This window comes from Micromonospora sp. 067-2 (genome assembly GCF_046549295.1).
Classification (GTDB): Bacteria; Actinomycetota; Actinomycetes; order Mycobacteriales; family Micromonosporaceae; genus Micromonospora.
The window spans coordinates 21,013-44,576 of record NZ_JAJPWB010000003.1 but is presented as its reverse complement, the minus strand read 5'-3'; the positions used below and the strand labels follow the sequence as shown (position 1 = coordinate 44,576).

22 protein-coding genes and 1 tRNA gene are annotated in these 23,564 nt (G+C 71.5%); 11 read left to right on the top strand and 12 right to left on the bottom strand.

All coding sequences use genetic code 11. From position 1 onward, the window contains the following. Positions 1-15: 15 nt before the first annotated feature. From ACLJN9_RS06890 to ACLJN9_RS06875, 4 genes are all read left to right on the top strand, one after another. The gene (locus ACLJN9_RS06890; RefSeq protein ID WP_410810258.1) at positions 16-345 is read left to right on the top strand and encodes a YbaB/EbfC family nucleoid-associated protein; all 330 of its coding nucleotides are present in this window, start codon (positions 16-18) and stop codon (positions 343-345) included. A 1-nt stretch (position 346) separates the two neighbouring features. Further along, positions 347-652, top strand: coding sequence for a hypothetical protein (locus ACLJN9_RS06885; protein ID WP_410810257.1), 306 nt, complete (start codon positions 347-349; stop codon positions 650-652). Further along, positions 652-1,332 carry a hypothetical protein gene (locus tag ACLJN9_RS06880; RefSeq protein WP_410810256.1) on the top strand — a complete coding sequence of 227 codons (681 nt, stop codon included), beginning with the start codon at positions 652-654 and terminating at the stop codon, positions 1,330-1,332. Before ACLJN9_RS06885 ends, ACLJN9_RS06880 begins: the two co-directional genes overlap by 1 nt. 299 nt (positions 1,333-1,631) lie before the next feature. Next, on the top strand, positions 1,632-2,468 hold the full coding sequence (locus ACLJN9_RS06875) for a stage 0 sporulation family protein (protein WP_410810255.1): 837 nt from the start codon (positions 1,632-1,634) through the stop codon (positions 2,466-2,468). Between the two features lie 110 nt (positions 2,469-2,578). On the opposite strand, the gene ACLJN9_RS06870 is transcribed toward ACLJN9_RS06875, so the two are convergent. Continuing rightward, complete coding sequence (locus tag ACLJN9_RS06870) at positions 2,579-4,342, bottom strand: metallophosphoesterase family protein (protein ID WP_410810254.1); 1,764 nt, start codon at positions 4,340-4,342, stop codon at positions 2,579-2,581. Positions 4,343-4,486: 144 nt separating this feature from the next. Here ACLJN9_RS06870 and ACLJN9_RS06865 point away from each other — a divergent pair. Continuing rightward, positions 4,487-4,563 (top strand) — tRNA-Thr (locus ACLJN9_RS06865). A gap of 197 nt (positions 4,564-4,760) precedes the next feature. On the opposite strand, the gene ACLJN9_RS06860 is transcribed toward ACLJN9_RS06865, so the two are convergent. The 7 genes from ACLJN9_RS06860 to ACLJN9_RS06830 form a co-directional block, all read right to left on the bottom strand. Then, positions 4,761-7,808: an AfsR/SARP family transcriptional regulator gene (locus ACLJN9_RS06860; RefSeq protein WP_410810786.1), complete on the bottom strand. Its 3,048-nt coding sequence runs from the start codon at positions 7,806-7,808 to the stop codon at positions 4,761-4,763. A gap of 290 nt (positions 7,809-8,098) precedes the next feature. Then, entirely contained in the window at positions 8,099-9,487 is a 1,389-nt protein-coding gene (locus ACLJN9_RS06855) for an N-acetylmuramoyl-L-alanine amidase (RefSeq protein WP_410810253.1), read from the bottom strand. Next, the gene (locus ACLJN9_RS06850) at positions 9,487-9,645 is read right to left on the bottom strand and encodes a hypothetical protein (protein ID WP_410810252.1); all 159 of its coding nucleotides are present in this window, start codon (positions 9,643-9,645) and stop codon (positions 9,487-9,489) included. The genes ACLJN9_RS06855 and ACLJN9_RS06850 overlap by 1 nt, the downstream gene beginning before the upstream one ends. A gap of 317 nt (positions 9,646-9,962) precedes the next feature. After that, the gene (locus ACLJN9_RS06845; protein ID WP_410810251.1) at positions 9,963-10,505 is read right to left on the bottom strand and encodes an ALF repeat-containing protein; all 543 of its coding nucleotides are present in this window, start codon (positions 10,503-10,505) and stop codon (positions 9,963-9,965) included. Positions 10,506-10,648: 143 nt separating this feature from the next. Continuing rightward, entirely contained in the window at positions 10,649-11,302 is a 654-nt protein-coding gene (locus ACLJN9_RS06840) for a class I SAM-dependent DNA methyltransferase (RefSeq protein ID WP_410810250.1), read from the bottom strand. Between the two features lie 28 nt (positions 11,303-11,330). Further along, complete coding sequence (locus ACLJN9_RS06835) at positions 11,331-11,831, bottom strand: hypothetical protein (protein ID WP_410810249.1); 501 nt, start codon at positions 11,829-11,831, stop codon at positions 11,331-11,333. A gap of 54 nt (positions 11,832-11,885) precedes the next feature. Then, positions 11,886-12,503, bottom strand: coding sequence for a pyridoxamine 5'-phosphate oxidase family protein (locus ACLJN9_RS06830; RefSeq protein ID WP_410810248.1), 618 nt, complete (start codon positions 12,501-12,503; stop codon positions 11,886-11,888). A 184-nt stretch (positions 12,504-12,687) separates the two neighbouring features. Here ACLJN9_RS06830 and ACLJN9_RS06825 point away from each other — a divergent pair, with 184 nt between their 5' ends. The 3 genes from ACLJN9_RS06825 to ACLJN9_RS06815 are packed head-to-tail and all read left to right on the top strand — an operon-like array spanning position 12,688 to position 14,864. Further along, positions 12,688-13,194 (top strand): DUF2231 domain-containing protein, encoded by a 507-nt coding sequence (locus ACLJN9_RS06825; RefSeq protein WP_410810247.1) that lies wholly within the window; start codon positions 12,688-12,690, stop codon positions 13,192-13,194. Next, positions 13,191-13,745, top strand: coding sequence for an Hsp20/alpha crystallin family protein (locus ACLJN9_RS06820; RefSeq protein ID WP_410810246.1), 555 nt, complete (start codon positions 13,191-13,193; stop codon positions 13,743-13,745). The genes ACLJN9_RS06825 and ACLJN9_RS06820 overlap by 4 nt, the downstream gene beginning before the upstream one ends. 9 nt (positions 13,746-13,754) lie before the next feature. Then, entirely contained in the window at positions 13,755-14,864 is a 1,110-nt protein-coding gene (locus ACLJN9_RS06815) for a glycosyltransferase family 9 protein (RefSeq protein WP_410810245.1), read from the top strand. Between the two features lie 13 nt (positions 14,865-14,877). Here the strand turns inward: ACLJN9_RS06815 and ACLJN9_RS06810 are convergent, their stop codons facing one another. Both ACLJN9_RS06810 and rfaE2 read right to left on the bottom strand, forming a co-directional pair. Beyond that, positions 14,878-15,756 (bottom strand): glycosyltransferase, encoded by an 879-nt coding sequence (locus ACLJN9_RS06810; protein ID WP_410810244.1) that lies wholly within the window; start codon positions 15,754-15,756, stop codon positions 14,878-14,880. Next, positions 15,753-17,642, bottom strand: a complete 1,890-nt coding sequence (rfaE2, locus tag ACLJN9_RS06805) for a D-glycero-beta-D-manno-heptose 1-phosphate adenylyltransferase (protein WP_410810243.1) — start codon at positions 17,640-17,642, stop codon at positions 15,753-15,755. The genes ACLJN9_RS06810 and rfaE2 overlap by 4 nt, the downstream gene beginning before the upstream one ends. A 121-nt stretch (positions 17,643-17,763) precedes the next feature. Between rfaE2 and ACLJN9_RS06800 the strand changes: the two genes are divergently transcribed. Beyond that, positions 17,764-18,306, top strand: a complete 543-nt coding sequence (locus ACLJN9_RS06800; RefSeq protein ID WP_410810242.1) for a type 1 glutamine amidotransferase domain-containing protein — start codon at positions 17,764-17,766, stop codon at positions 18,304-18,306. A gap of 110 nt (positions 18,307-18,416) precedes the next feature. After that, entirely contained in the window at positions 18,417-20,093 is a 1,677-nt protein-coding gene (locus ACLJN9_RS06795) for an MDR family MFS transporter (RefSeq protein WP_410810241.1), read from the top strand. A gap of 16 nt (positions 20,094-20,109) precedes the next feature. Here ACLJN9_RS06795 and ACLJN9_RS06790 read toward each other — a convergent pair whose 3' ends face one another. Next, entirely contained in the window at positions 20,110-20,601 is a 492-nt protein-coding gene (locus tag ACLJN9_RS06790; RefSeq protein ID WP_410810240.1) for an NUDIX domain-containing protein, read from the bottom strand. A 71-nt stretch (positions 20,602-20,672) separates the two neighbouring features. On the opposite strand from ACLJN9_RS06790, the gene ACLJN9_RS06785 reads away from it, so the two are divergent. Continuing rightward, a complete protein-coding gene (locus ACLJN9_RS06785) occupies positions 20,673-22,307 on the top strand; it encodes a fatty acid--CoA ligase (RefSeq protein ID WP_410810785.1) in 1,635 nt (544 codons plus the stop codon). A gap of 151 nt (positions 22,308-22,458) precedes the next feature. Here the strand turns inward: ACLJN9_RS06785 and ACLJN9_RS06780 are convergent, their stop codons facing one another. Further along, positions 22,459-23,469, bottom strand: a complete 1,011-nt coding sequence (locus ACLJN9_RS06780) for an NADPH:quinone reductase (protein ID WP_410810239.1) — start codon at positions 23,467-23,469, stop codon at positions 22,459-22,461. Positions 23,470-23,564 lie beyond the last annotated feature (95 nt).

Sequence of the window (23,564 nt, the reverse complement as noted above, 5' to 3'; positions counted from 1 at the left end):
GGGAGGAGTCGGCCGATGCCGCGGGGGGAGATCGACGAAGCCTGGATCGAGGAGGCGGTGCGGCGCTACCGCCGGATCGAGTCGCTCCAGGCCGAGTTCGACCAGGCGGTGTCGACCGTCGAGGTCACCGTCCGGTCGCCGGACGGGCTGGTCGAGGTGGTGGTCACCGCCGGCGGGCGGATCACCGACGTCCGATTTCTCGGGCCGCTGCACGGCCGCAGCCCACGGGACGTGGCCGGCTCCGTGCAGGCTGCGGTCACCGCCGCCGCCGACGCCGCCGACTGGGCTCGGGAGAAGCTGCACAACGAGACGTTCGCCGCCTACCGACCACTCGCGGGGGCCTGAGATGGAGACACTGCGGGCGCTCTCCGCCCGGCTCGACGAGGCGAGCGCCACCCTCACCTCGCTGTCCCGCACGGTCACCGCCAGCGACCCGGCCCAGGTCGCGTTCGGTGCCGACGCCCCGGGCCGGCCGGGCGAGATCGGCCGCGCGCTGCACCGGCAGTGGACCGCCGCCACCGACGACCGGGCCCGCGAGGCACGGGCCTGCGCCGGCCGGCTGGCTGCCGCCGCCTCGGCGGTGCGCGAGGCCGCCGACCGCTACGGCGAGGTGGACCGCGCCGCCCGCCGCCGGATCACCGGGGAGCCGTGATGGACCCGTTGGACCGACTCGCCGAGCCCAGCCTGGACCTGCTGCGCAGAGTGGACGCCCTGCTCGCCGCCGGTGTGCCCGAAGGCCACCGCGTCTGGCCGCTGCTGCGCCGGATGCAGGTGCTTCCGGGCGATGCGGTCCGTGGCTTCCTCGACCTCCACCCGGCGCCGCTCGCCGGCGCCGGGCACGCGGTGCGGCGGCTGATCCGGGGGTACGACGACGTCTCTGCCGCGTTCACCGACCCGGTGCTCTGGTCCGGCCCGGCGGCCTCGGCGTACGGGCAGGAGCGGGCTGCGCTTCTGCGCCACCTCGACGAGGGGCCGGAGAGCCTGGTCGGGCGACTGGAATCCACCGCCGGATACGCCGACGCGCTCGCCGACTGGGTCGAGGGCAGCCGCCTCGCCCTTGCCCGGACGCTGGCCGACGTGCTCCGCTCGGCCGAGGCGGTCAGCGTGGTCGCGGTGACCGCGGCCGGTGCGCCCCTCCGGCCCGGTCCGGTCGGGCCCGGGGTGGCCGACGCGGCCGAGATCGCCGCGCGGGTGCTGGCGGTGCTCTGCGTCGCCTACGACGGTGCGGAGACGCTGCTGCGGCAGTGGGCGCCAAGCCTGGCCGAGTCCGCTTGGCGGCCGTCGGCTGACGACCGGCCCCGATACGGCCAGCCCACCCGGGTCGGCTGGTAGCCGACCTACCGACGCCCGGACAGGCCACGACGTCGCTCGCGGGCACCCCGGCCGGAGCCGGCACCGGCGGCGACGCCGTGGTCTTCCCCCTGCACCCCCCGCAGGTCTGCCTCCACTCAACGCCGCCCCGGCGCGTTTGTCCCCTGCCCCGCGCCGGATTCAACCGTCCGGGCGAGGTGTAACGGCACGACGGGATGGCTCGGCCATCGGTCAAGTCGACGGTCGTGGATGGCAGCGGGGTGTAGTCGGCTGGCGACGGCGGCGTGCCCACCCGTGGCGATTCGTCGTAGGGTGGGGGGATGGGCATGCTCTGCGCGGTCAGCTTCAACCGGTACGGGCGCCTCTACTACCTCGACCCCGGTGAGTTGCGTCCGCAGGTTGGCGACAAGGTGCTGGTGCCCACCGACGACGGGCCCGAGGTGGCCGAGTGCGTCTGGGCCGCGCAGTGGGTGACCGAGGAGACCGACGGCTTTCCCCGGCTGGTGGCGCTGGCCGGTGACGACGATCTGCGCCGTGACGAGGCGTTGCGGCGGCGCAAGGCCGAGGCCAAGGTGGCGGCGAAACGACTCATCCGCGCGCACGGTCTACCGATGAAGGTGGTGGCCGTCGACCACGTGCTCGGCTCCGCCGACGGCGGCGAGCGAAGCACCGTCTACTTCACCGCCCCGCACCGGGTGGACTTCCGATCCCTGGTCCGCGACCTGGGCGCCACCCTGCACTGCCGGGTCGAGCTGCGGCAGCTCTCCGCACGGGACTCGGCGCGGGTGCAGGGCGGCATCGGCTCGTGCGGCCGGGACCTGTGCTGCGCGACCTTCCTCACCGATTTCGAGCCGGTGACCATCCGGATGGCCAAGGACCAGGACCTGCCGCTGAACCCGCTGCGCATCTCGGGTGCGTGTGGCCGGCTGATGTGCTGCCTGAAGTACGAGCATCCGCTGTACCAACGATTCCAGGAGACCGCCCCGCCGGTTGGCAGTCGGGTCTCCACTGCCGACGGTGACGGCCGGGTGGTCGGCCACAGCGTCCCCCGCGACGCGGTGACGGTCCGGTTGGACGCCGACGGCTCCCGCTGCTCCTGCTCCCGTGCCTCCGTCTGCGCCCCCCGCCAGGCCCACGACCAGCACTACACACCCTGAAACCCACCCACGGGTCCGCCCTGTTGATCATGAGATCATCGCCCGCCTCGCCGGCGGGTCGCCGCGATAACTTCATGATCAACGAGACCTGTGGGCTCCCCGCGGCTGGGTTAGTGCAGGGTTATGGGGGGCTCGGCTAGGTGGGGGGTCAGGGGGGTCTTCGGGGTGAGCCAGCTTGCGGTGGGGGACTGGTCGGGGTTGAGCTGCCAGTCGCGGGCCACCCGGTCGACCGCGATCGGGTAGATGGTCAGTGTGCCGTCCGGGTCGATGCGGAACCGGAGGAACGCCTTCGAGTCCTCGATGCCCTGACCGGCGAACAGCTCGTTGACGTTGACCCCGAACGAGCCCGCCACCAGCAGGTACGCCGCCACCAGCTGGCTGGCCACCAGGCCGCTGACCGGGCCGTAGAGCAGCACCGCGGCGACCGCCGGCAGCGGCCACGGCCAGTCGTAGAACGGCAGCGCCAACCAGGCCCAGGTGCCAGCGGCGGCGAGCCCGACATGAGCCAGGCCGTGGCCGATACCGAGGATCCAGTGCCGCGCGTGCCGCTTGCCGCCCGCAGTGGGCGGCTTGGCGAACAGGGCCGCCGCCACCACCGTGACGAGCACCATCACCACCAGGGGCACGCTGACCAGGCGCTGCGCGGTGGTGTCCGTCCAGTTCGATGTCACCCCCGCCATGGCCAGCATCACCAGCGTGTGCAGGGTGCCGAGCAGCGTGGTGAATCCGGGATTGCGGAACGGCAGCCGGCCGAAGATGCCCCAGCCGTAGCGCCGGGAGCGGGCCGCGTCGGGATAGCGGGCCACCAGGTCGTACGGCTGGGTGCGGCTGGCCCGGCGGGACAGGGTGTCCCGAGGAGGCACCTCGATCCGCTCCGGCAGCTTGTGCGTGGGATAGAGGTAGGCCCCGCCGCTGCCGCACGTGATGAGCTGCCGGTCCGACCCGGTGTAGCGGGCGTAGTGGTGCAGATCGCCGGAGAGCAGCAGCCGGACCTGCGCCCCGGTCGGGTCGATGATCGTCCGGATGAAGTAGTCGATCGAGTCGTACGCCGTCGGATGGTCGGCGGCCTTGACCCACGTCGGCGCCGGCGCCGCGATGATCACTTTGGACTCCGGGCCGAGTTGCCGCGCCACCTCGTCGAAGTAGGCCAACTGCGGGTCGTCCAGGTACGAGCCGGACTGGTCGTCCATGCCGAGCAGCCACCAGCCCGCCGGCAACTCCACAGCGAAGTACGACCGGGACTGCCCGGTTCCCCAGCCGCCGAAGTGCCGATCCCGCGAGCGGACGAACAGCCGCAGGAAGGCGGTCAGACCGTCGTACCAGTCGTGGTTGCCGGGCACCGCGAAGAGCGTTGGCCGCTCCGGCGGGGCCGCCGGCAGCGCGGCCTGGTACGGACCCTTGCAGCGGTCCTCGTAGGAGGCGTAGGCAGCTGACGGGTACACCTGGTCGCCGCCCATCACCAGGGTCTGCGCCCGGGGCAGCCGGTGCCCGTCCACGGTCAGCTCCGGCTGCGCCAGCAGGTACGCCACGGAATAGGTGGCGTCGAAGCCGTCGCCCAGGTCCGCCACGTAGTCGAGCCAGAGCCCGCCGTCCGGCCCGACCTGGCGAAACGCCTCGTCACCGAACGCGTTCTGCAACTCGCGCTTGTCCAGGTACGCCCCGAAGAGCATCGCCAACAACGTCCGGATGCCGGTGCTGATGAGCAGGAACGGCGCCAGCCACGGCACCGGCTTGCGCGGCGTGAAGCCCAGCTCCAGTGGGTCGGTGGAGCGGGGGCGGCGCGCGGCCCGCTCCCCGGCCGACGGGCTGTCGGGACGCCCGTCCGCCGGGTCCTGCGGGTCGGGGTCGTCGAGGGGGACGCGATCGTCGCTCACCCGCCGCAGCGTAGTCCCGACCCCGGTGATCCGCTGTCCGGTAAACGTCCAGATGACGGCCGTTGTCCGGATGTCGGCAACGCTCCGGGAGGGGGTATCCCGTTCGGTCGGTGGCCGTGGGGTGCCGTACACTTGCTGATCGTTGCCGCCTTAGCTCAGTCGGCTAGAGCGACGCACTCGTAATGCGTAGGTCGACGGTTCGATTCCGTCAGGCGGCTCCAAGAGCGAGGCCCTGACCAGCAGGAATGCTGGCCAGGGCCTCGCGTTTATCTATGTGGTCTCGAATCGCCCGCCGAGACTGCCCGAAAGAGCCCGAAAGTGGTCAGGTTCCACATACCCGCCGATCTCCCGGGGTTCGAGGTGGCCACCGGTGCGCGCCGGGGTCTTCGCGGGGACGGCATCGAGAACCGGTGCTCGGTCAGGCGTGGGCGGATGCGAGTGCCCGCTGTTCGCTGTCGGTCAGCGCGAACTCTCCGCTGGCACGTAGGCGCTCCACGGTGTGCAGCAAGGCCGTCCGGTCGGCGGTGGGCCACACCGCGATCAGCAGTACGCCGACTTCGACCATCTCCCGTCGCTTACCTTGGCGCTCGAAACCCCGCAGCGCGGCACGCCATGACTGCAGCGCGCGATGCCGGTCGCCGCGGCGACGCGCGATGAAGCCGGCGGCCAGATCGAGGTGGGGAACCTCGGCCTCGTCGAGTTCCCACGCTGCCCGTCGCGCGTCGGCCAGGCGCGCTTCCGCGGCATTGATCTCCCCGAGCACGCACTCACACATGGCCAGTCGGCTGTTGGCCCTGGCGCTCAGCAGCGGTTCGCCCAACAGCTGCAGGAGTGCGACAGCTTCCGCATACGCGTCGCGGGCCTCGCGGTCGCGGCCGGCGAGCCGAAGGAGTTCAGCTTGATTGACCGCGACGATCGCGTGGGCGCGCGAGCCGAGGGTCAGTGTGGCAGCGACCCGGTCCAGCCGTCGTCCGGCTGCGGCATACCGCCCGCATCGTAGGTCGTCGAAGACGAGGTTGTTCCGCGCGCTGGCGGTTCGCCGCGCGTCTCCGATTCGCGCCGCCAGTCGGAAGGCGCCTACCGCGGCGGCGGTGCCCTCGCCGAAGCGGCCCTGGTCGCGTAGCGCCCGAGTCAGCAACATCAGGACGTCCACCTGCGGGGGCAGGTCGTCGAGTTGCTCGTACAGATCGAGCGCCAACCGGAGGTGCCGCTCGGCCTGCGGGTGGTCTGACTCATAGACCAGGACTCTGGCGAGTTGGAGGTGATGGTGAGCGCGATCACCAATCGTGGTCGACTCGGGAAGCAGGCGCTCGAGGTAGTCGCGACCGATCCGGGTGTGGGATCTGGTGCACCAGTACCGGCCGAGCGCGGCCGCGGTCTCCAGCGCGGCGCGCCGGCTGTGCCGCTCCGAGACGGCGAGGGCCGCGACGATATCCGGGAAGAGGTGGTCGAGTTCCCGGCCGCACGAGACCTGCTCCGGCCCGTTCAGCCCGGCGGACCACCGGGTGGCGGCTGCCAATACAGCGTCGGCGTGCCGCCGCCGTGCCGCCGCGGAGGCGTCGGACGAACTCCATCGCTCCAGGACGAGGTGACGGACGCTGTCCAGCATTTGGAAGCGCGTGGTGGCATCGTCCTGTGTGCCGCTGACCAGACCCAGTTCACACAACCGGTCGACGGAGCGCTCGAGTTGCCCGGCGTCCGACACGACGGCGGCAACGAGGGGAAAGGTCCAGGACCCGGCGAAGACAGCGGCCTCCTCAAGCACCCTCCGCTCCCCGTGGCCGAGGCTGTCGACGCTGCGCTCGATGACGGTGCGGAGGGATCCGGTGAGCTGCAGCATGTCTGAGCCGTACTCCCGAAGCAGCTCCGTCGGCGTGAAGATGCGGGCATGGCCGGCGGCAAGGTCCAATGCCAATGGCAACCCGTCGAGCCGGCGTACGAGCGTCGCCACCGCGGGTGCCTCGTTGTCGGTCAGCTCGTAGCTGGGGCGGCGCTGTCGCAGCCGGGCAACGAACATCTCGACGCCCGACACCGTGGCGAGTTCGGCAGCCGTGGACGCGTGTACGGGCGGCACGGCCAGAGGCGGAACGATCCACTCCTGCTCGAACCCGAGTTGTGTCGGCCGGGCGCTCGTGAGCAGTATTCGCAGGCTCGGATGCGCCGCACGCAGCCGATCCAGGTAGTGCCGGGTCCCGCCCGTGTGCTCCACCGCGTCGAGGACCAGCACGCCCCGACGGTGGGCGAGTCGACGGCCGGCGTCGTCGGGCAGGACGTGGGCGGCCGCGTCAGCCAGCTCACCCGGGGGCCCACCTGACGACGTCCGGCAGGACGCCCACCAGATCTCCCAGTCCAGCTCGTGCAGGCGGTGAGCCACTGCTGCTGCCAGCGCGGTCTTGCCCACACCGGAAAGTCCGCACAGCGTGATGATGCTGTGCGTGTCGGTCAGGCCAGCGACCAGGCGGCTGACCAGTTCGATTCGGCCGATCAGCCCACCGGGCGGGAGCATTGCCACCGCGTCGACCGGCAGCGGACCGGCCGCCGAGGGCGCGTCGCCGCCCCGCGCGGCGGTCGTCAGCCGGTCACGGTCGGCATCGGCGAGGCCGAGTCCACGGCCGACGAGACGGACCGACTCGCCATGGGGGTGCTGGATGCGACCCGCCTCGAGGTTACGGATCGTCCGTACGCTCAGCTGGGAACGGTCCGCCAGCTCTTGCTGTGTCAGGCGGGCCGCCAGCCGGTATCGGCGCAGCATGGGTCCCAGATCCGTACCCGCCGAAGGCGGCCGGTCGAGCTCTTGCGGACGTGGTGGGCGCGGATCGACCTGGCCACCGGGTGGGCCGGCCGCCGCGCGACGGTGCAGCCGATCCGCGCCGGCAAGTGTCGCATCGTCACGGAGCAGAGCGACTTCGAGCGACCGCAGCCGCTCGCTCGGTTCGAGTCCGTACTCCTCTCGCAACCGTCTCGCGACCGACCGGTAGGTGTGCAGCGCATCGATGCGCCGCCCGCAGCGATGCAGCGCGAGCATCAGCAAAGCGACCGGGCCGTCACGATCCGGATTGGCGAGGGCATAGTCGGTGAGCTCGGCCACCACCTCCCGGTGCCGGCCGGCCGCGAGCTCGGCGTCGAACCGGGCCTCCGTGGCCGCCATCCGTTGCTCGGCGAGCGCGGCGCGGGCAACCGCGGCAAATGGCGCGCGGACGTCATCCAGCGGCTCACCGCGCCACAGCTCGATCGCCGTCCGGAAGATTCGAGCACGGACGGAGTCGTCCGGTTCACGACGAGCGCGCTCGACGAGGTCCTGGAACACCTGGACGTCGCTGGCGAGTGGCCCGGCGGTCAACCGGTAACCGGCGCGTCCATACTCGATCGAGGCGTCGATCTCCGCCTCCCGCAACAGCTTGCGGGAGGCGGAGACGATGTTCCGCAGTTGGGCGGTCGCCGTGGCTGGCAACGCCTCGCCCCACATGTCGTCCACGATCCGATCGAACGACAGTGGACGGTTGGGATGCAGTGCCAGCAACGCCAGAAAGTCACGATGCTGCGGACGCGCGTGTACGACGATCCGAGGTGGCACGCCGATCTCGACTTGACCTAACAACCGAAACGGGGGAGCCGGGGAAGCGTCGCCCACGCGTCAACCATAACAGCGCATCTATACGTCCGCCGTCGCCCGATCCGAGACGCCGCCATGGCGGATCAGGTGCGATCCCTCACCACCCGGGCCCCGGCGCAACCGGGTCCCCGCGACCGGCAAGGCTAGGGGGACACGGCAGCCGGGCTACCCTTGGCCGGTCCGCCCAGATCCTCCCAGGCCGACCAGCCAGCTGACCGGTCGTAATATCGGTGTACCAGTCGACTCTGACCGTTGACGGCAAAGACGTCGAGGCGTCCGACGCCCCACGAGCTGACGGCGGGTGAACCGGTCACCGGTCCGCCCAGCCCTTCCCAGGGCGACCAGCCGCCAGCGGCGTCGAACCAGCGGTGGTTGACCAAGCCGGCGGGGGTGAGCGCCACGACGTCGAGCCGGCCGGGGCCCCACGAGGTGATGGCCGGAGTCCCGATGGCCGGCCCCCCGATGCTCTGCCAGCCCGACCAACCCTTGCCCCGCTCGTACCAGCGGTGGTTGATGGTGTTGGCCGGACTCAGCGCGACCAGGTCGATCCGGCCGTCGCCCCAGCTGGTGGCCGCCGGCGGGCTCAGAGCCGGTCCACCGAGGTCCTCCCACCCCGACCATCCGGAGCCGCTGACGAACCAGCGGTGATTGACCGTGTTCGCCGGTGTCAGCGCGAACAGGTCGAGACGCCCGTTGCCCCAGGTGGACAGCGCGGGCGCTCCCTTCGCCGGGCCCCCCAGATCCTGCCATCCCGACCAGCCGGACCCCCGTGCGTACGAGCGGTAGTTGATCCGGTTGCCCGGGTTGAGCGCCGCCAGGTCGAGCCGACCGTCACCCCACGACGCCAACGCCGGCGAGCTGCCAGCCGGTCCGCCCAGATCCTCCCAGCCCGACCAGCCGGCGCCGCGCCGGTAGTAGCGGTGGTTGATCGTGTTGCTCGGGGTCAGGACCGCTATGTCGATGCGCGGTACCGGTGCGGACGGCCCGCCGGAGAGCTGTGCGGCCACATCGCGGCGCATCCTGTCGAGGTCGATCAGGCCAGGATCGATCTTGCCGGTCGTACTGGTCTCGCGATGACCACGGGCGTAACTGGCGTCCTTGCCGAGCCGCCGCAGTACGGCCGCGGTTCCGCGCACCGCGGCGTCGTACTGCGCACCGGTCATGGCCTGGTCGACGCCCTGATAGTCGATCTCCCACCCGACCAGGAGCGTGTTACCGTCGCCAGCCGGTATCGGCCCGCTGCCACCGCTCTCCCCGGCATGGTTCGCCCGCCCGGCCGCAACGAGGTGAAACACGCCGTCGAAGTCGATCAACGCATGGCACAACGGCCCGGACAGGTCGGGACGGCCACCGATGACCACATCGAGAGACGGGGCCGGATTGTCCGCGCTGGAGACCGCGGCGGTGTGATGCCACAGCACGCCAATGGGGGCGAAGCTGCCAGTCGCGGCGCGCGAACGCCAGTCGCCTTCCTCTACCACCTGGCATCCTTCGGCCCGCAGGACGTCGATCAGCCAAGGAATCGTCGCCATCACGCAGCCTTCAGGTCGGCGAGGCACTCGATCCGTTGCCGTGGTGCGGCCGACGCCGGAGCCTGCTCCAACAGCACAACGCCGGCCAAGACGCCACCGGCCAAGCCGAGCAGTTTCCGGCGATCGACACCTCGCCGGCCACCATCGCGAACAGCCATGCTTCCTCCCTCGCCCTCGACCGGTGCTACGACCGGTTGGCGTCAGGATCCATGCTTGCGTTCATGCGGCCGCTCATTCGTGCGCTCACACGGCTCGCGTGCGTGCCACCCGCTTCGCGCTCGTCCGGTCGGCGCTGCAGTGTTGGTTGGCGGGCCTCGGCGGTCAGACGGTGGGCCACGCTGGCCAGCCGGGTCCGCCGTGGCCACCGGTGGGCTGCCCCGACGAGTTGATCGTCAGGGCCGTGACGAGGGCGATGTCGCGTCAGGCAGCGGTATACCCGACCACCTAGACCGACGATGCCGTCACCAGGCCGACATTAGGCATCGACGGCGGATGAGGAGGGGAAAGTAGCAGGCAACTTAGAGGCAAGGTGGCACCTGTCGGCGTCAGGGGCAGGGGTTCTCCGTCCCTGTGACACGGTCCGGTAGACAACGTCGGCGAGCCGTCGTTCGAGGCAGGGCATAGCGGGCTGCGACGCGCAGGCAAGCGCACGCGCGGCGTACAGGCCGTCGTTCAGGTAAGCCAGGTAGGCATCGATGGTCGCGGTGTCGAGCGTCTTCTGCGTGGCCGCCCGCACGTTGGGACCAGCGTCCGTCAACGTTCGGACCACCGTGATCCGGAGAGCCGTTGACCACGCTTTCTGCACGTCCGTCTTGAGGAATGCGCGGAGATCATCCGCAGTGCCCTTCAGTCGATCCTGAATGACGTCCGGCAGAACAGGCAGGGAGTCGGCGTTTGCCGCAGCCAGGATCTGGGCGGCCAACACCCGCACCTCGACAGTGGTGGGTTCGATCCCGTCGGGCGGATCCAGCAGGTCATTCGGCCGGAACCTGATCAGGACCACGAAGCGCCGCGTCACGCCTGGCAGTCGTTGGGACCGGCACCGGCACCGGCACCGGCGGCTGGTGGGGCAGTGGGCGGGCTCGGTTCTGGACGACCCGCTTCGCGACCTGCCGGTCCAGGAGTAGCAGGTCGACGTACACAGTTCGCCGAGCAACGCGATCAGGAAAGAACTCCAGGGGTACGCCCGAAGATGATGCCTCCGAGCGAGCTCTCGGCCGAGGTGAGGCTCATCTGCGCCTCGACCGTGAACCCGCTCTCGCGCAGCCACGCCGCCACCTGGGCGGGCTGGCGACGGTGGACGTGCACCTTCATCGGGTGGCCGCCGTACCCCTGCGTCTTGAGCCTGGTCTCGTCGCCCACGTGGAAGCTGAGCAGTAGCGGGCGGCCGGGTCGTAGCACCCGCCGGAAGTGTGCGAGGACCCGGGCGATCTGGTCGTCCGGGATGTGGATCAGCGAATACCAGGCGACCAGGCCGGCGACCGAGCCGTCGCCAAGATCGAGGTCGGTCATCGAGCCCACCTCGAACCGCAGGTCGGGGTGATCCCGCCGGGCCATCTCGATCATGCCTGGTGACAGGTCGATCCCGAAGGCGTCGACGCCGAGCCCGGCCAGGTGGGCGGTGATGCGCCCTGTTCCACAACCGACGTCCGCGACCGGCCCGCCGCCTGCGGCGCGGACGAAGTCGGCGAACAGGCTCAGAGTCGCGCGTTCGTAGGGTGTTTCGGCCAGGAGGCCGCGGACCAGGTCGGCATAGCTGGCAGCGACCGTGTCGTAGGAGCTGCGGGTGTCGGCCAACCAGCCGTCGACGTCCATGGCGGCAACGCTAGATCAGCGACCGGGTTCAGGTGAGGGCGCGCGGGGCGGCGGTGATCACGAAGAAGAGCGCGATCAGTGCGGCCGAGACGACTCGTACCCGTCGTGACCGGCTGAAGAGACCCACCACCACCGCCACCCCTGCGCCGAGAAGCCAGTGCCCGACTTCGGAATTCCGGTCGGGCTCGAAGCCCAGATGACCCAGGGCCGTACGGCCGAAGCCGACGAGCGCCGCGCCCACGGCCCAGACCGCCAGGGCCCAGGCGCACCGCCCGCCGGGGCGTTCCGTCAGTCGCGAGCCGTGGCGGGTGAGCGTGCCGAGCAGGTAGGTCAGCGTCAGCAGCGCCACCGCGGCCGCGAGCAACAGGAGCTGCGGCCCGACGAAGAACACGAGCAGCACCCAGGGGCCGCTGGTTGTCTCCCGCAGGAACAGAGCTGCCGCCGTACCGACCACGACCGTCTGTCCCACCGCCAGACGGTGGGTGTTCAGCGGCTGCCCGCCGGGCAGGGTCGAGTGGGGTGGAGGCATCAGGGCAGCGTTTCGCAACTCCTACCGGAGCGCCTGAGTGCCGCTACTCACCGGTCAGGTGTAGATGCTCCTGGCGTACTCCGGGCCGTAGTGTCGTTCCAGGTCCTGCAGGCTCTCCATCGGGGCCTCGACCTCCTTGATGAGGCGGGCACGGGACGGCAGCACGTCCGGCTGCCAGGTCTCCGGTCGCCACAGTTCGGAGCGCAGGAACGCCTTGGCGCAGTGGTAGAAGATCTGGTCGATCTCCACCACCACGGCGAGCACCGGCCGGTGTCCCTTCACCACCATGTCGTCGAACCAGGGCGCGTCCCGCACCAGCCGCGCCCGCCCGTTGACCCGCAGCGTGTCGGTCCGCCCCGGGATCAGGAAGAGCAGGCCGACGTGGCGGTTGTCCAGGATGTTGCGGTAGCCGTCGGCCCGCTTGTTGCCCGGCCGCTCTGGCAGCGCGATGGTGGTGTCGTCCAGCACCAGGGCGAACCCGGCCGGATCACCCTTGGGCGAGACGTCGCAGCTGCCGTCCGCGCCGGCCGTGGCCACCAGGCAGAACGGCGCTGCGGCGAGCCAGTCGCGGTCCCGCTCGTGCAGGCGGGCGCGTTCCTTGTTGGCGGCCCGCGCGTTCGGCACGCCGAGCAGCTCGCGCAGCTCCTCGTGTGAAGTGATCTCCACCGTCACGTGATCCTCCCCCAGCCGTTGACTCCGGTGGCGGGCGCCACCGTTCGACGGCCTCGGCCGCCAGCCTAGGCCCGCGCGGCCAGCGGGAGGTTTGCGCCCGCCTGTCGGGGGTAGGGCCTCACGCGGACGCGCCCGCCCGCACGAGACCGTCACGCCAGGTACGTCGACCAGTGGAGGCCGGGGAATGGAGAGCCGACTCAAGGTGCTGGGTCACCCAGTCCATCCGATGCTGGTCATGTTTCCGGTCGCGCTGCTGGTCACCGCGGTGCTGTTCGACCTGGTGGACACGGTCGGCGGGCCCGACTTCCTCGGCGAGGTCGCCTACTGGAACATCACGGTCGGCCTGGTCGGCGGCCTGCTCGCCGCGGCGGCCGGCTCGTTCGACCTGTTGGCCATTCCGACCGGTACCCGCGCCAAGCGGGTGGGTCTGCTGCACGCCGCCGCGAACGTCGCGGTGATCCTGCTCTTCGCCGCGGTCTGGGCCGTTCGGCTCAACGCGGACTCCCGGGCCGCCGGCGGCGCGCTGATCGCCATCGAGGTGGTCGCGGTGGCGATCCTCGGCATCAGCGCCTGGCTCGGCGGCGAGCTGGTCGACCGGCTCGGCGTGGGTGTCGACCGCGATGCCGGCCTGGACGCGCCCAGCTCGCTGCGGCCGCCCGCGGGCACCCAGCGGATCGGAGAGGTGCGATGAGCGAGGAGCAGCAGCAGACCGGTGGCTTCGGCCGGGGTCGGCGGGGCCGGCAGCAGGGCTGGGATCCCATGGGCGAGCTGCAGTCGCTGCGCGCCGAGCTGAGCAGGCTGGTCGGTGGCCGTGCCGGGGGCTCCGACGTGGAGCTGACCGAGACCGCGGACGGCTGGGAGGTCGTCGTCCGGCTGCCCGGTGTGGCGCCGGAGGAGGTGGCGGTCGAGCTGGACGACCGCGAGCTGTGCGTGCGGGCACGATCCGAGGCGGAGGTCAACGCCGACCAGGGCATACCGGGCGGCTTCGAGACCCGCGGCTTCGAGTACCGCATCGACCTGCCCTCCCGGGTCGACCCCGAGGGCATCGACGCGGTGATGGACCACGGCCTCCTGCGGGTCCGTCTGCCCCGGGCGGCCCGACCCACGCCGCGCACCATCACCGTCGGCCGCACCGGGCCGCGCACCGGTGGCCCCTCCGGTGGTACGCCGATGCCGGCCGATCCGGCGGCGGACCGGGAGCTGCACCGCCCGGACACCGTCGGCGAGATCGACCGGCCGTAGCGGGACCGCGTGGTCACCCCGGCCCTGTTCGGCCCCACGGACGGGCACGTGCCCGACGTGCGGCGGATCGCTGTGCTGCGCGCCAACGCGCTCGGGGACTTCATCTTCGCTCTGCCGGCGCTGGAGGCGCTGCGCGTCTCGTACCCTGGGGCGGAGATCGTGCTGCTCGGCGCGCCGTGGCACGCGAAGCTCTGGCGCGACCGGCCCGGCCCGGTGGACCGGGTCCTGGTGGTGCCGCCGGCGCCCGGCATCCGCGCACCGGAGCCGGATGAGCCGCAATCGGCGATGGACGACTTCGTGGCCGCGGCCGCCGACGAGGGCTTCGACCTGGCGGTGCAGATCCACGGCGGCGGCGCCAACTCCAACCCGCTGGTCAGCCGCCTCGGCGCCCGGGTCACCGTGGGGCTGCGCGCCGAGGACGCGCCGCCGCTGGACCGGTGGGTCCGCTACGTCTACTACCAGCACGAGGTGATCCGCTACCTGGAGGTGGTGGCTCTGGTGGGCGCACCCGCGACCACCATCGTGCCCGCGCTGGCGGTCATCGACGCCGACCGGGCCGAGGCGGCCCGGGTGCTCGGCCCGGCGGGCCGACCCCGGGTGGCGCTGCATCCGGGCGCCACCGACACCCGCCGCCGTTGGCCCGCCGAACGCTTCGCGGAGGTGGCCCGCGAGCTGCACCGCGACGGCTACGAGGTGCTCGTCACCGGTACGCCCGCCGAGCGGGAGGTGGTGGACCGGGTGGTTGCCGCTGCGGCGGGGGTGCCGGTGCGGCCGCAGGTGGGCACGCTCAGCCTCGGCGCGTTGGCCGGTTGCTACGCCGACTGTGCGCTGGTCGTCTCCAACGACAGCGGCCCGCTGCACCTGGCCGCCGCGGTGGGCGCCTCGACGATCGGCATCTACTGGGTCGGCAACCTCATCAACTCGGGTAACCCGCTGCGCGGCCGGCACCGGCCGATCATGTCCTGGATGGTGCGCTGCCCGGTCTGCGGGGTGGACTGCACGCCGGGCATCTACCCGCACCGGCCCGGCGACGGCGAGTGCCCGCACCGGGATTCCTTCGTCACCGACGTACCGGTGGTCGAGGTGCTGGAGGCCGCCAGGGACCTGCTCGCGGGGTAGGGCGGTGCCGCTCTCAGGCCGGTTGCGGGGTGTCCTCGTCGGCGAGCACGACCTCCCACGCCTCGACGTCCCGCTCGGTGACCGTGGTGGGGGATTCCAGGTGGTAGGCGCCGCTGGGCAGGATTCCGGCGCCTCCGTGTCGGGCCAGCACCGCGAGTTGGGCGGCGACGTCCTCGCCCTGATGCTTCTCCGGCAGGCGGCGCCAGAAGTCGAACCCGCCGGAGTCGACGAGCTTGGCACGGTCGTAGAGCACGCATCCGCCGATCCAGGAGATCTTGTACGCCCGCCACGCCCCCGGCGGCGGCGCCAACCGCTCGGTGACGTGCAGCAGGTTGGCCGCCGAGTGGATCTGGGCCCGGTTCCACTGCGGTGTGCCCGGCCGGATCCGTTCCGGCGTGGGCGGGCCGATCCACTCCTCGTAGCGCCCGTGCGTCTCCGGTCGCAGGTCCTCGACGTAGGAGAGCCCGTGCACGCCGTTGCCGACGAACCCGCAGCCCAGGTCCTCGAGCGCGGTGACCAGCCGGTGCAGCGCCCCCGGTTCCAACCAGACGTCGTCGTCGAGCGTGAGCACGTACCGGGCGGCCGAGGCGGCGAGCAGGTACGCCCGGTGTTCGGCCAGCCCGCGTCGGGGCAGCCGGCGGGTCAGCAGCACCGGGTGACCGCGGTGGCGCAGCGCCCGGACCATGGTGGCCGCGGCGGGGTCGGCGTACGCGGGCTCCCCGTCGGACTGGTCGCTGACCACCACCCCGAAGCCGGGCACCCCCTCCTGAGCGGCGAGCCCGGCCAGGGTGACCGCCAGTTCGGCGGGCCGGTTACGGGTCGGGATGAGCACGTCGACCTGCCGATCGGCGCGGAACGACGCCGGGGTGTCGAGGTCGAGGGGTCGGTTCACGATGCTCGGGTGCGGCTGCTCAGCGACGGATCGGCCTGCCGGTCCTGACCGTGCGACGGATCGAGCTGCCGGTCCTGGCCGTGCGACGACGGGTCGGGTCCCGGGTCCTGGCTGTGCGACCGGATCCGCTCGATGATCGCCGAGGTGGACCGGTCCGGCACGTACCCGAGGGTGCGCACCTGGCCGCCCAACCGGCGCACCAGCGGCGCCTCCGGCACCAGCTCCGGCGGGTAGTCGCCGCCCTTGACGTAGACGTCCGGCCGGACGGCCTCGATCAGGGCGGCCGGAGAGTCCTCCTCGAAGACGACGACGTGGTCCACGCAGGACAACGCGGCGAGCAGGGCACTCCGGTCCTCGACCGGGTTGACCGGCCGGTCCGGCCCCTTCAGCCGGCGTACGCTGCCGTCCGAGTTGACCGCCACGATGAGCAGGTCACCCAGGGCGCGGGCCTGCTCCAGGTAGCGCACGTGCCCACGGTGCAGCACGTCGAAGCAGCCATTGGTGAACACCACGGACCGCCCGGCGTCGCGATGATCGGCGACGATCGCGTCCAGTTCGTCGGCGCCGACGAGCGCCGGGTGCCCGCTGGTCCCCGTTGGCTGGTCGAGGGCGGCGAGCAGGTCCTCGCGCCGGCACACGCAGGTGCCGGTGTCGGAGACGGTGATGGTGGCGGCCAGTTGGGCGAGCTGCGCGGCGGTGGGCAGCGGTGCGTCGGCGGCCAGGGCCAGCGTCATCGCCGCCAGGTACGCGTCGCCGGCACCCACGGCGTGGCTCGCCGGAACCGGCGTGCTGTGACTGCGCCGGGGCTCCCCGTCGGCGCCGCCGACCACCGCACCCTCGGTGTCCAGGGTCACCGCGACCACGTCGGCGCCGGTGTGCGCGCGCAGCTCGGCCAGACGCGACTCGGCCAGCACGGCCCGGTCGACCCCCTCCCCGGCCTCGGAGTTCACCGTCACGCCGGTGCCGGTGACGCTGAGCCCGTCGCCGGTGAAGGCCACCCGGCCCTCGCCCGGGGTGGGCTCGCCGACCGGTCCCGGACGGTCGCCGTGCGTCGGGTCCGGGGTGGCCACGGCCAGGACCTCGTTGGCGTGGGCCCCGCCCGGGGCGGCACCCACCGTCAGCTCGGACGGACCGTCGGCGGGGTCGCTGTCGGGGTGCTCCAGGTGCAGGCCGGCGCCGGCTGACGGTCGGGTGGCACCGCCGGCCCGCGCCAGCAGCCGGGTCGCCTCGGCGAAGCTGGGGGTGACCACGGTCGGCGCGAGGCCCCGCCAGTCGGCCAGGTCGTGGGCGTCCAGCGCGACCGTCGCGTACCGCTCCCGCTGCTCGACCAGCCATGCGCGGACCGGCGCGGGCAGGGCGCCCAGGCCGTAGTCGCAGACCACCAGGGTCGGCGCCTCTCCGCCGGCGGCGGCGCGCAACTCCTCGGTGGCGCAGGTCAGGGCGGTGAGCAGCCGGGTCACGCCGTCCGGCTCCAGTGCGTCATGGGGGCCACCGGAATCCTCCCGGAGCAGGATCTGGTTGCCGGCCAGCATCCGCCGCTTCACCGGCGTGGGCCGGCCGGGCTGGTTGACCGTACGGTCCCAGACACCGGCGCGGTCCAGGCAGTCGTGCAGCTCGTCCCCGGCGACGTCCGCACCGACGGGCGCCACCAGCACCGCCCTACCGCCGAGGGCGGCGACGTTGACCGCGGTGTTGGCGGCCCCACCGGCGGCGGAGATCCGTCGCCGCAGGGTGAGGACCGGGGCGGGTGCCTCCCGGCAGAGCCGGTCGGAGTCGGCGAACCGCCACTCGTCCAGCATGGCATCGCCGATGATCAGGACCGGGCGCCCGAGCCAGCTCTCCACGACGGTGGCGAGCCGGCGCTGTTCCGCTGCTGCTCCTGCCATGCCTCCCCGGGTCCCCAGGGGCCCCGGCGTCAAACCTGCACCGTGATCGACTTCAGGAACGTTTCGGCTGTTTGAGGCCCGGGAAGGACATCGAGGTACCCCGGAGAGGAGATGCATCGAGATGGCAGCGACGACACTGCAGGGCAAGCGGATCGCCTTTCTGGCCTCCGACGGCGTCGAGGAGGTCGAGTACGTCCAGCCACGCGAGGCGGTGGAGAACGCCGGCGCGACGGTCGAGCTGGTCTCGCTCGAGCCCGGCACCATCCAGTCCTTCAACCACCTGGACCAGTCCACCACGTACGACGTCGATGTCACGGCCGACAAGGCGGACGCCGGCGGTTACGACGCGCTGGTGTTGCCCGGCGGTGTGGCGAACCCGGACTTCCTGCGGTCCGACCCGGACGCCGTCCGGTTCGTGCGGGCGTTCTTCGAGGCGGGCAAGCCGGTCGCGGTGATTTGCCACGGCCCGTGGACGCTGATCGAGGCTGACGTGGTGCGCGGTCGACGGATCACCTCCTGGCCCAGCCTGCGCACCGACCTGACCAACGCCGGTGCCACCTGGGTGGACGAGGAGTGCGTCACCGACGGCAACCTGACCAGCAGCCGCAAGCCCGACGACCTCCCCGCCTTCTGCCAGCGGATCATCGAGGCCTTCGCCGCCTGAGCAACTCCGTTCCTCAGGTGGATCACGACGAATCGTGATCCACCTGAGGACGCGTGGGAGGTTTTTCCCGGTCCGGCGCATGTTCCGTGGTGGTCGGGAAAGAAGGCGTGATGACCACCGAAGCCTCCGCCGCGCCGGTGCTGAATCGCCAGCAGATCCGGCTGCTCATGATCGGTCTGATGACCGGCATGCTGCTGGCCGCTCTGGACCAGACCATCGTCGGTACGGCACTGCCGACCATCGTCGGCGAGTTGGGCGGAATCAACCACTACTCCTGGGTGGTCACCGCGTACCTGCTCGCCTCGACCGCGTCGACGCCGCTGTACGGCAAGATGGCCGACCTGTACGGGCGCCGCCCGGTCTTCCTCTTCTCGATCGGCACGTTCCTGGTCGGGTCGTTGCTGGCCGGCCTGTCGCAGAACATGACCCAGCTCATCGTCACCCGGGGCATCCAGGGCCTAGGCGCGGGTGGTCTGCTGACGCTGGCGTTCACCATCATCTCGGACGTGGTCTCACCGCGCGAACGTGGCCGCTACCAGGGCCTCTTCGGCGCGGTCTTCGGTATCGCCTCGGTGGCCGGGCCGCTGGTCGGTGGTTACTTCGCCGAGACCGACTGGCGGTGGATCTTCTATATCAACGTGCCGCTGGCGATCCTGGCCATCGTGGTCTGCTACCACGTGATGCGCCTGATCCCGTTCGAGAAGCGCGACCACGCCATCGACTGGGTCGGCGCGGGCCTGCTGGTCGCCGCGGTGAGCTGCCTGCTGCTCGCGCTGAGCTGGGGTGGCAACGAGTACCCCTGGGGCTCCGGCCTGATCATCGGTCTCTTCGTGGCGGGCGCGGTGCTCGCGGTGCTCTTCCTGCTCCAGGAGGCGCGGGTCGCCGAGCCGATCCTGCCGCTGCGGCTGTTCCGCAGCGCCACCTTCGCGCTCGCCAACTCGGCCGGTTTCGTCCTGGGTCTGGTGATGTTCGGGTCGATCATCTTCATTCCGCTGTACCTGCAGATCGTCAAGGGCGCCTCGCCGACCCGCAGCGGTCTGCTGATGCTGCCGATGATGGCCGGCATCATCGTCACCTCGATCCTCACCGGCCGGGCGATGAGCCGGATCGGCCGGTACAAGTGGTTCCCGGTGGCCGGGGCGGTGACCCTGCTGGTCGGCATGTTGCTCTTCACCCAGCTGCAGGTGCGCACCTCGCTCTGGGTCGCCTTCGGCTTCATGGTGGTGATCGGCGTCGGCCTGGGCCTGTGCATGCAGTCGCTGGTCCTCGCGGTGCAGAACGCGGTCTCCGTACGTGACCTGGGCGCGGGCACCTCCTCGGCGACGTTCTTCCGGTCGCTGGGCGGTTCCTTCGGGGTGGCGATCCTGGGCGCGGTGCTCTCCTCCAGGCTCGCCGGAGGGCTGGGCGACCGGCTACCCGGTGCGATCGCCCAGCTTCCGCCGCAGCAGCAGGCCCAGGTGGCGGCCAGCGGAGGCAAGAACATCTCGATCAACGACCCGGCAACCATCATGGCCCTGCCCGGGCCGGTGCGCGCGGCCATCCAGAACGCGTTCGTCGACGCCCTGAGCATGGTCTTCCTCACCGCCGGACTGATCGCGATCGTGGCTGTGCTGGTGACGCTGGCGCTGCCGAACAACCAGCTCCGGGGCGCCGGCCCGGAGGGCGCCAAGGGCGGTGTCGACCCGCTCGGCGGTGAGGCTCCGGCGCCGGGTGGCAAGCCGCTGACCCGCGAGTCCAAGGAGGAGGCGGCCGCCGACATGGAGGGCAAGTCCCAGACGATGATCTGACCGGGTACGGGCTGACCTACTTCAGGATCAGCCGGTTGGTCTGCTCGAAGACGTCCAGGTCGGCCAGCGTCTCGGTGACCGAGACGGAGAGCGGAGCGGGCAACCGGTCCCGGGGAAAGAAGCCGGCGTCGGTGGTCTCGTCGGTGATCCGGGTCAGCTGCCCGTCCCACTCCTCGACCTTGAAGGCGGTGGTGAAGACCTGGTAGGTGTGCCCGTACATGTTGGTGCTGGTCCGGTCCGGGCCGGTGTAGAGCGCGAACGCGCAGACCCGCAGCGCCCGCAGCCCGGTCTCCTCGCGGACCTCCCGTACCGCACAGTCCGCGATCGACTCGCCGAGTTCCATCGCCCCGGCCGGCATGGCCCACTGGCCGTTGTCCGAGCGTTGGATCAGCAGGATGCGCCCGGCGTTGTCGCTGACCACGGCACGGGCACCGACGAACATCAGCGTCCGGTCCCCGGCGAGCGCGCGCAGCTGCCCCACGTACGAGTCGGCCCAGGAGATGCTCACCTGCGCCAATTTACGGGGGTTCCCAAGCTGTGACCGCCGACACTAGCTTGTTACCCATGCGTAGCACGATGATGGACGCCCCTCTGCAGATCTCCCGGATCCTCGAGCACGGCGCGACCGTGCACGGCACGGCCGAGGTGGTCACCTGGACCGGCGCGGAACCCCGCCGGATGACGTACGCCGAGGTGGGGCGGTCGGCCGCGCGGCTGGCTCACGCGCTGCGCGACGAGTGCGGGGTGACCGGCGACGAGCGGGTCGCCACCTTCATGTGGAACAACAACGAGCACCTGGTGGCCTACTTCGCGGTGCCGAGCATGGGCGCGGTGCTGCACACCCTCAACATCCGGCTCTTTCCCGACCAGGTCGCCTACATCGCCAACCACGCGCAGGACCGGGTGGTGCTGGTCGACAGCACGCTCATCCCGCTGCTGGCCAGGGTGATCGGCGAGCTGGCCACCGTGCGGCACGTCGTGGTGGTGGGCGGCGGCGATCCGGCACCGCTGCTGGCGGCGGCCGGCGACCGGATCACCGTGCACCACTGGGACGCGCTGCTCGCCGACCGGCCGGAGGTGTTCGACTGGCCCGAGGTGGACGAGCGGGACGCCGCGGCCCTCTGCTACACCTCCGGCACCACCGGCAACCCCAAGGGCGTCGCCTACTCGCACCGGTCGATCTACCTGCACTCGTTGCAGGTCTGCATGCCGGAGGGCTTCGGCCTCGCGCCGACCGACCGTGAGCTGGCCATCGTGCCGATGTTCCACGCCATGTCGTGGGGGCTGCCGTACGCCGCGTTCCTCTCCGGCGCATCGCTGATCATGCCGGACCGGTTCCTCCAGGCCGCGCCGATCGCCGAGATGATCGCCGCCGAGCGGCCCACCCTGGCCGGCGCGGTGCCGACCATCTGGACGGATCTGCTCGCCTACCTGGACGCTCACGAGGTGGACACCTCCTCGCTCAAGGAGGTGATCGTCGGTGGTTCGGCGTGCCCGCCGGCGTTGATGCACGCGTTCGACGAGCGGCACGGCATCGACGTCGTCCACGCCTGGGGCATGACCGAGATGTCCCCGCTGGGGTCGGTGGCCCGTCCGCCCGTCGGCGCGACCGGCGCGGAGGCGTGGCGCTACCGCTACACGCAGGGCCGGGTGCCGGCCGGGGTGCAGGCGAGGATCGTCGGCGCGTCGGGCGAGCCGACGCCCGCCGATGGCAGGGCCGTGGGTGAGGTGGAGGTCCGTGGGCCGTGGGTGACCCAGCGGTACGTCGGCGACGACGCCCCCGACGAGGAGAAGTTCCGGGACGGCTGGCTGCGCACCGGCGACGTGGGCACGCTCTCCCCGGATGGCTACCTGACCCTGACCGACCGGGCCAAGGACGTCATCAAGTCCGGCGGTGAGTGGATCTCGTCGGTGGAGCTGGAGAACGCCCTGATGGCCCATCCGGCGGTGCTGGAGGCGTGCGTGGTGGGTGTGCCGGACGAGCGGTGGGACGAGCGGCCCCTGGCCACGGTGGTGGTTCGCGAGGGCGCCTCGGTGACCGCGGAGGAGCTGCGGGACTTCCTGGCCGGGTCCGTGGCCCGCTGGCAGTTGCCCGAGCGGTGGGCGTTTCTCGACACGGTGCCGAAGACCAGCGTCGGCAAGTTCGACAAGAAGGTCGTCCGATCGCGGTACGCGGACGGCGAGCTGACCGTCCGGGAGCTGACCGCCCCGTAACGTTCTGGCGAAGGATTCCCCGAAGGGGCGGCCCCGGCGTTCGCACCGCGCCGGGGCCGCCCACTACGTGCGGGGCGACCCGCATCGTCATTGTTGCGAAACTTATTCGCTTCTGTCCCGCTGATGACGAAATCTCGTGGTCGGTGATCGGTCAGGTCTCACTGGTGGTGATCAAGACCTTGCCCACCGTCGAGTTCTCCACCGCCTGGTGGGCGGCGGCCGTCTCGGCCAGCGGGTGGTGGTGCAGCGGCAGGCCAGCGTCCACCCCGACCCGGATGCCACCCTGCTCGGCTGCGGCGGCCACATCCCGCACCGCGTGCGCCTTGGCCGCCGTCGGCTCCGTGTAGACCAGCACGAACTGCCAGCGGGCGTTCACCATCATCAACGGTCGGATCGGAATGCCCACCTCCGGCTCGTCGTCGGCGTAGACGCAGACCGCACCGCCGTGCCGGAGCACCTGCACGTCCGTCGCGGCGTTACGGGACGGAGACACCTCGACGATCGTGTGCACCCCGTCGGGCGCGATCTTGCGGACCTCCTCGACCACGTCCTGCTCGCGGTAGTTGATGACGAAGGAGGCGCCGGCTGCCGCCGCGAGCTGTGCCTTCTCCGCGCTGCTCACCGTGGTGACCACGGTGGCGTCGGCCCACCGGGCGAGCTGGATCGCGGCATTGCCGACCGCACCGGCCCCGCCCTGCACCAGCACGATGTGGTCGGCCAGCGCGCCGGGGCGCAGCGAGTCCGGCAGAAGCTCACCGGCGGTCAGGCAACGGTGCGCCGTGAGGAACGGGATGCCCAGGCTGGCCCCCAGGTCGAACGAGGCGTCACCGAGGCGGACCACCTGCCGCACCGGGACCAGCGTGTACTCCGCCGACGTTCCCCACGGCCGCTGCCAGGCCGCCTCCCAGATCCACACCCGCTCGCCGATCAACTTCCGGTCCACCCCGGTGCCGACCGCCTCCACCACGCCCGCGCCGTCCTGCCCGGGGATCTGCCACCCCACCGGCAGGGGAAAGGAGCGTCGGGCCTTCCAGTCCGTCGGGTTCACCCCCGACACCGCCACCCGGACCAGGACCTCGCCCGCCGCCGGCTCCGGCACCGGCCGGTCGACCAGCTCCAGCACCGAAGGGTCACCGGTCCGCTCGTACACGATGGCTTTCATCCGCCGTCTCCTTCCCGCCGCCGACGTGCGGCACCCGGGTCAGGCACCGCCGGCTGCGGTACCCCGCCCACTCCCCGTCATGCCGATCCGACCTG

What these genes read in the sequence shown, in the direction of transcription:
- ACLJN9_RS06890 (WP_410810258.1), top strand. Translation starts at nt 16, where the DNA reads ATGCCGCGGGGGGAGATCGACGAAGCCTGGATCGAGGAGGCGGTGCGG.
- ACLJN9_RS06885 (WP_410810257.1), top strand. Translation starts at nt 347, where the DNA reads ATGGAGACACTGCGGGCGCTCTCCGCCCGGCTCGACGAGGCGAGCGCC.
- ACLJN9_RS06880 (WP_410810256.1), top strand. Translation starts at nt 652, where the DNA reads ATGGACCCGTTGGACCGACTCGCCGAGCCCAGCCTGGACCTGCTGCGC.
- ACLJN9_RS06875 (WP_410810255.1), top strand. Translation starts at nt 1,632, where the DNA reads ATGGGCATGCTCTGCGCGGTCAGCTTCAACCGGTACGGGCGCCTCTAC.
- ACLJN9_RS06860 (WP_410810786.1), bottom strand. Translation starts at nt 7,808, where the DNA reads ATGTGGGGCGAGGCGTTGCCAGCCACGGCGACCGCCCAACTGCGGAAC.
- ACLJN9_RS06855 (WP_410810253.1), bottom strand. Translation starts at nt 9,487, where the DNA reads ATGGCGACGATTCCTTGGCTGATCGACGTCCTGCGGGCCGAAGGATGC.
- ACLJN9_RS06850 (WP_410810252.1), bottom strand. Translation starts at nt 9,645, where the DNA reads ATGGCTGTTCGCGATGGTGGCCGGCGAGGTGTCGATCGCCGGAAACTG.
- ACLJN9_RS06840 (WP_410810250.1), bottom strand. Translation starts at nt 11,302, where the DNA reads ATGGACGTCGACGGCTGGTTGGCCGACACCCGCAGCTCCTACGACACG.
- ACLJN9_RS06835 (WP_410810249.1), bottom strand. Translation starts at nt 11,831, where the DNA reads ATGCCTCCACCCCACTCGACCCTGCCCGGCGGGCAGCCGCTGAACACC.
- ACLJN9_RS06825 (WP_410810247.1), top strand. Translation starts at nt 12,688, where the DNA reads ATGGAGAGCCGACTCAAGGTGCTGGGTCACCCAGTCCATCCGATGCTG.
- ACLJN9_RS06820 (WP_410810246.1), top strand. Translation starts at nt 13,191, where the DNA reads ATGAGCGAGGAGCAGCAGCAGACCGGTGGCTTCGGCCGGGGTCGGCGG.
- rfaE2 (WP_410810243.1), bottom strand. Translation starts at nt 17,642, where the DNA reads ATGGCAGGAGCAGCAGCGGAACAGCGCCGGCTCGCCACCGTCGTGGAG.
- ACLJN9_RS06800 (WP_410810242.1), top strand. Translation starts at nt 17,764, where the DNA reads ATGGCAGCGACGACACTGCAGGGCAAGCGGATCGCCTTTCTGGCCTCC.
- ACLJN9_RS06795 (WP_410810241.1), top strand. Translation starts at nt 18,417, where the DNA reads ATGACCACCGAAGCCTCCGCCGCGCCGGTGCTGAATCGCCAGCAGATC.
- ACLJN9_RS06785 (WP_410810785.1), top strand. Translation starts at nt 20,673, where the DNA reads ATGGACGCCCCTCTGCAGATCTCCCGGATCCTCGAGCACGGCGCGACC.
- ACLJN9_RS06780 (WP_410810239.1), bottom strand. Translation starts at nt 23,469, where the DNA reads ATGAAAGCCATCGTGTACGAGCGGACCGGTGACCCTTCGGTGCTGGAG.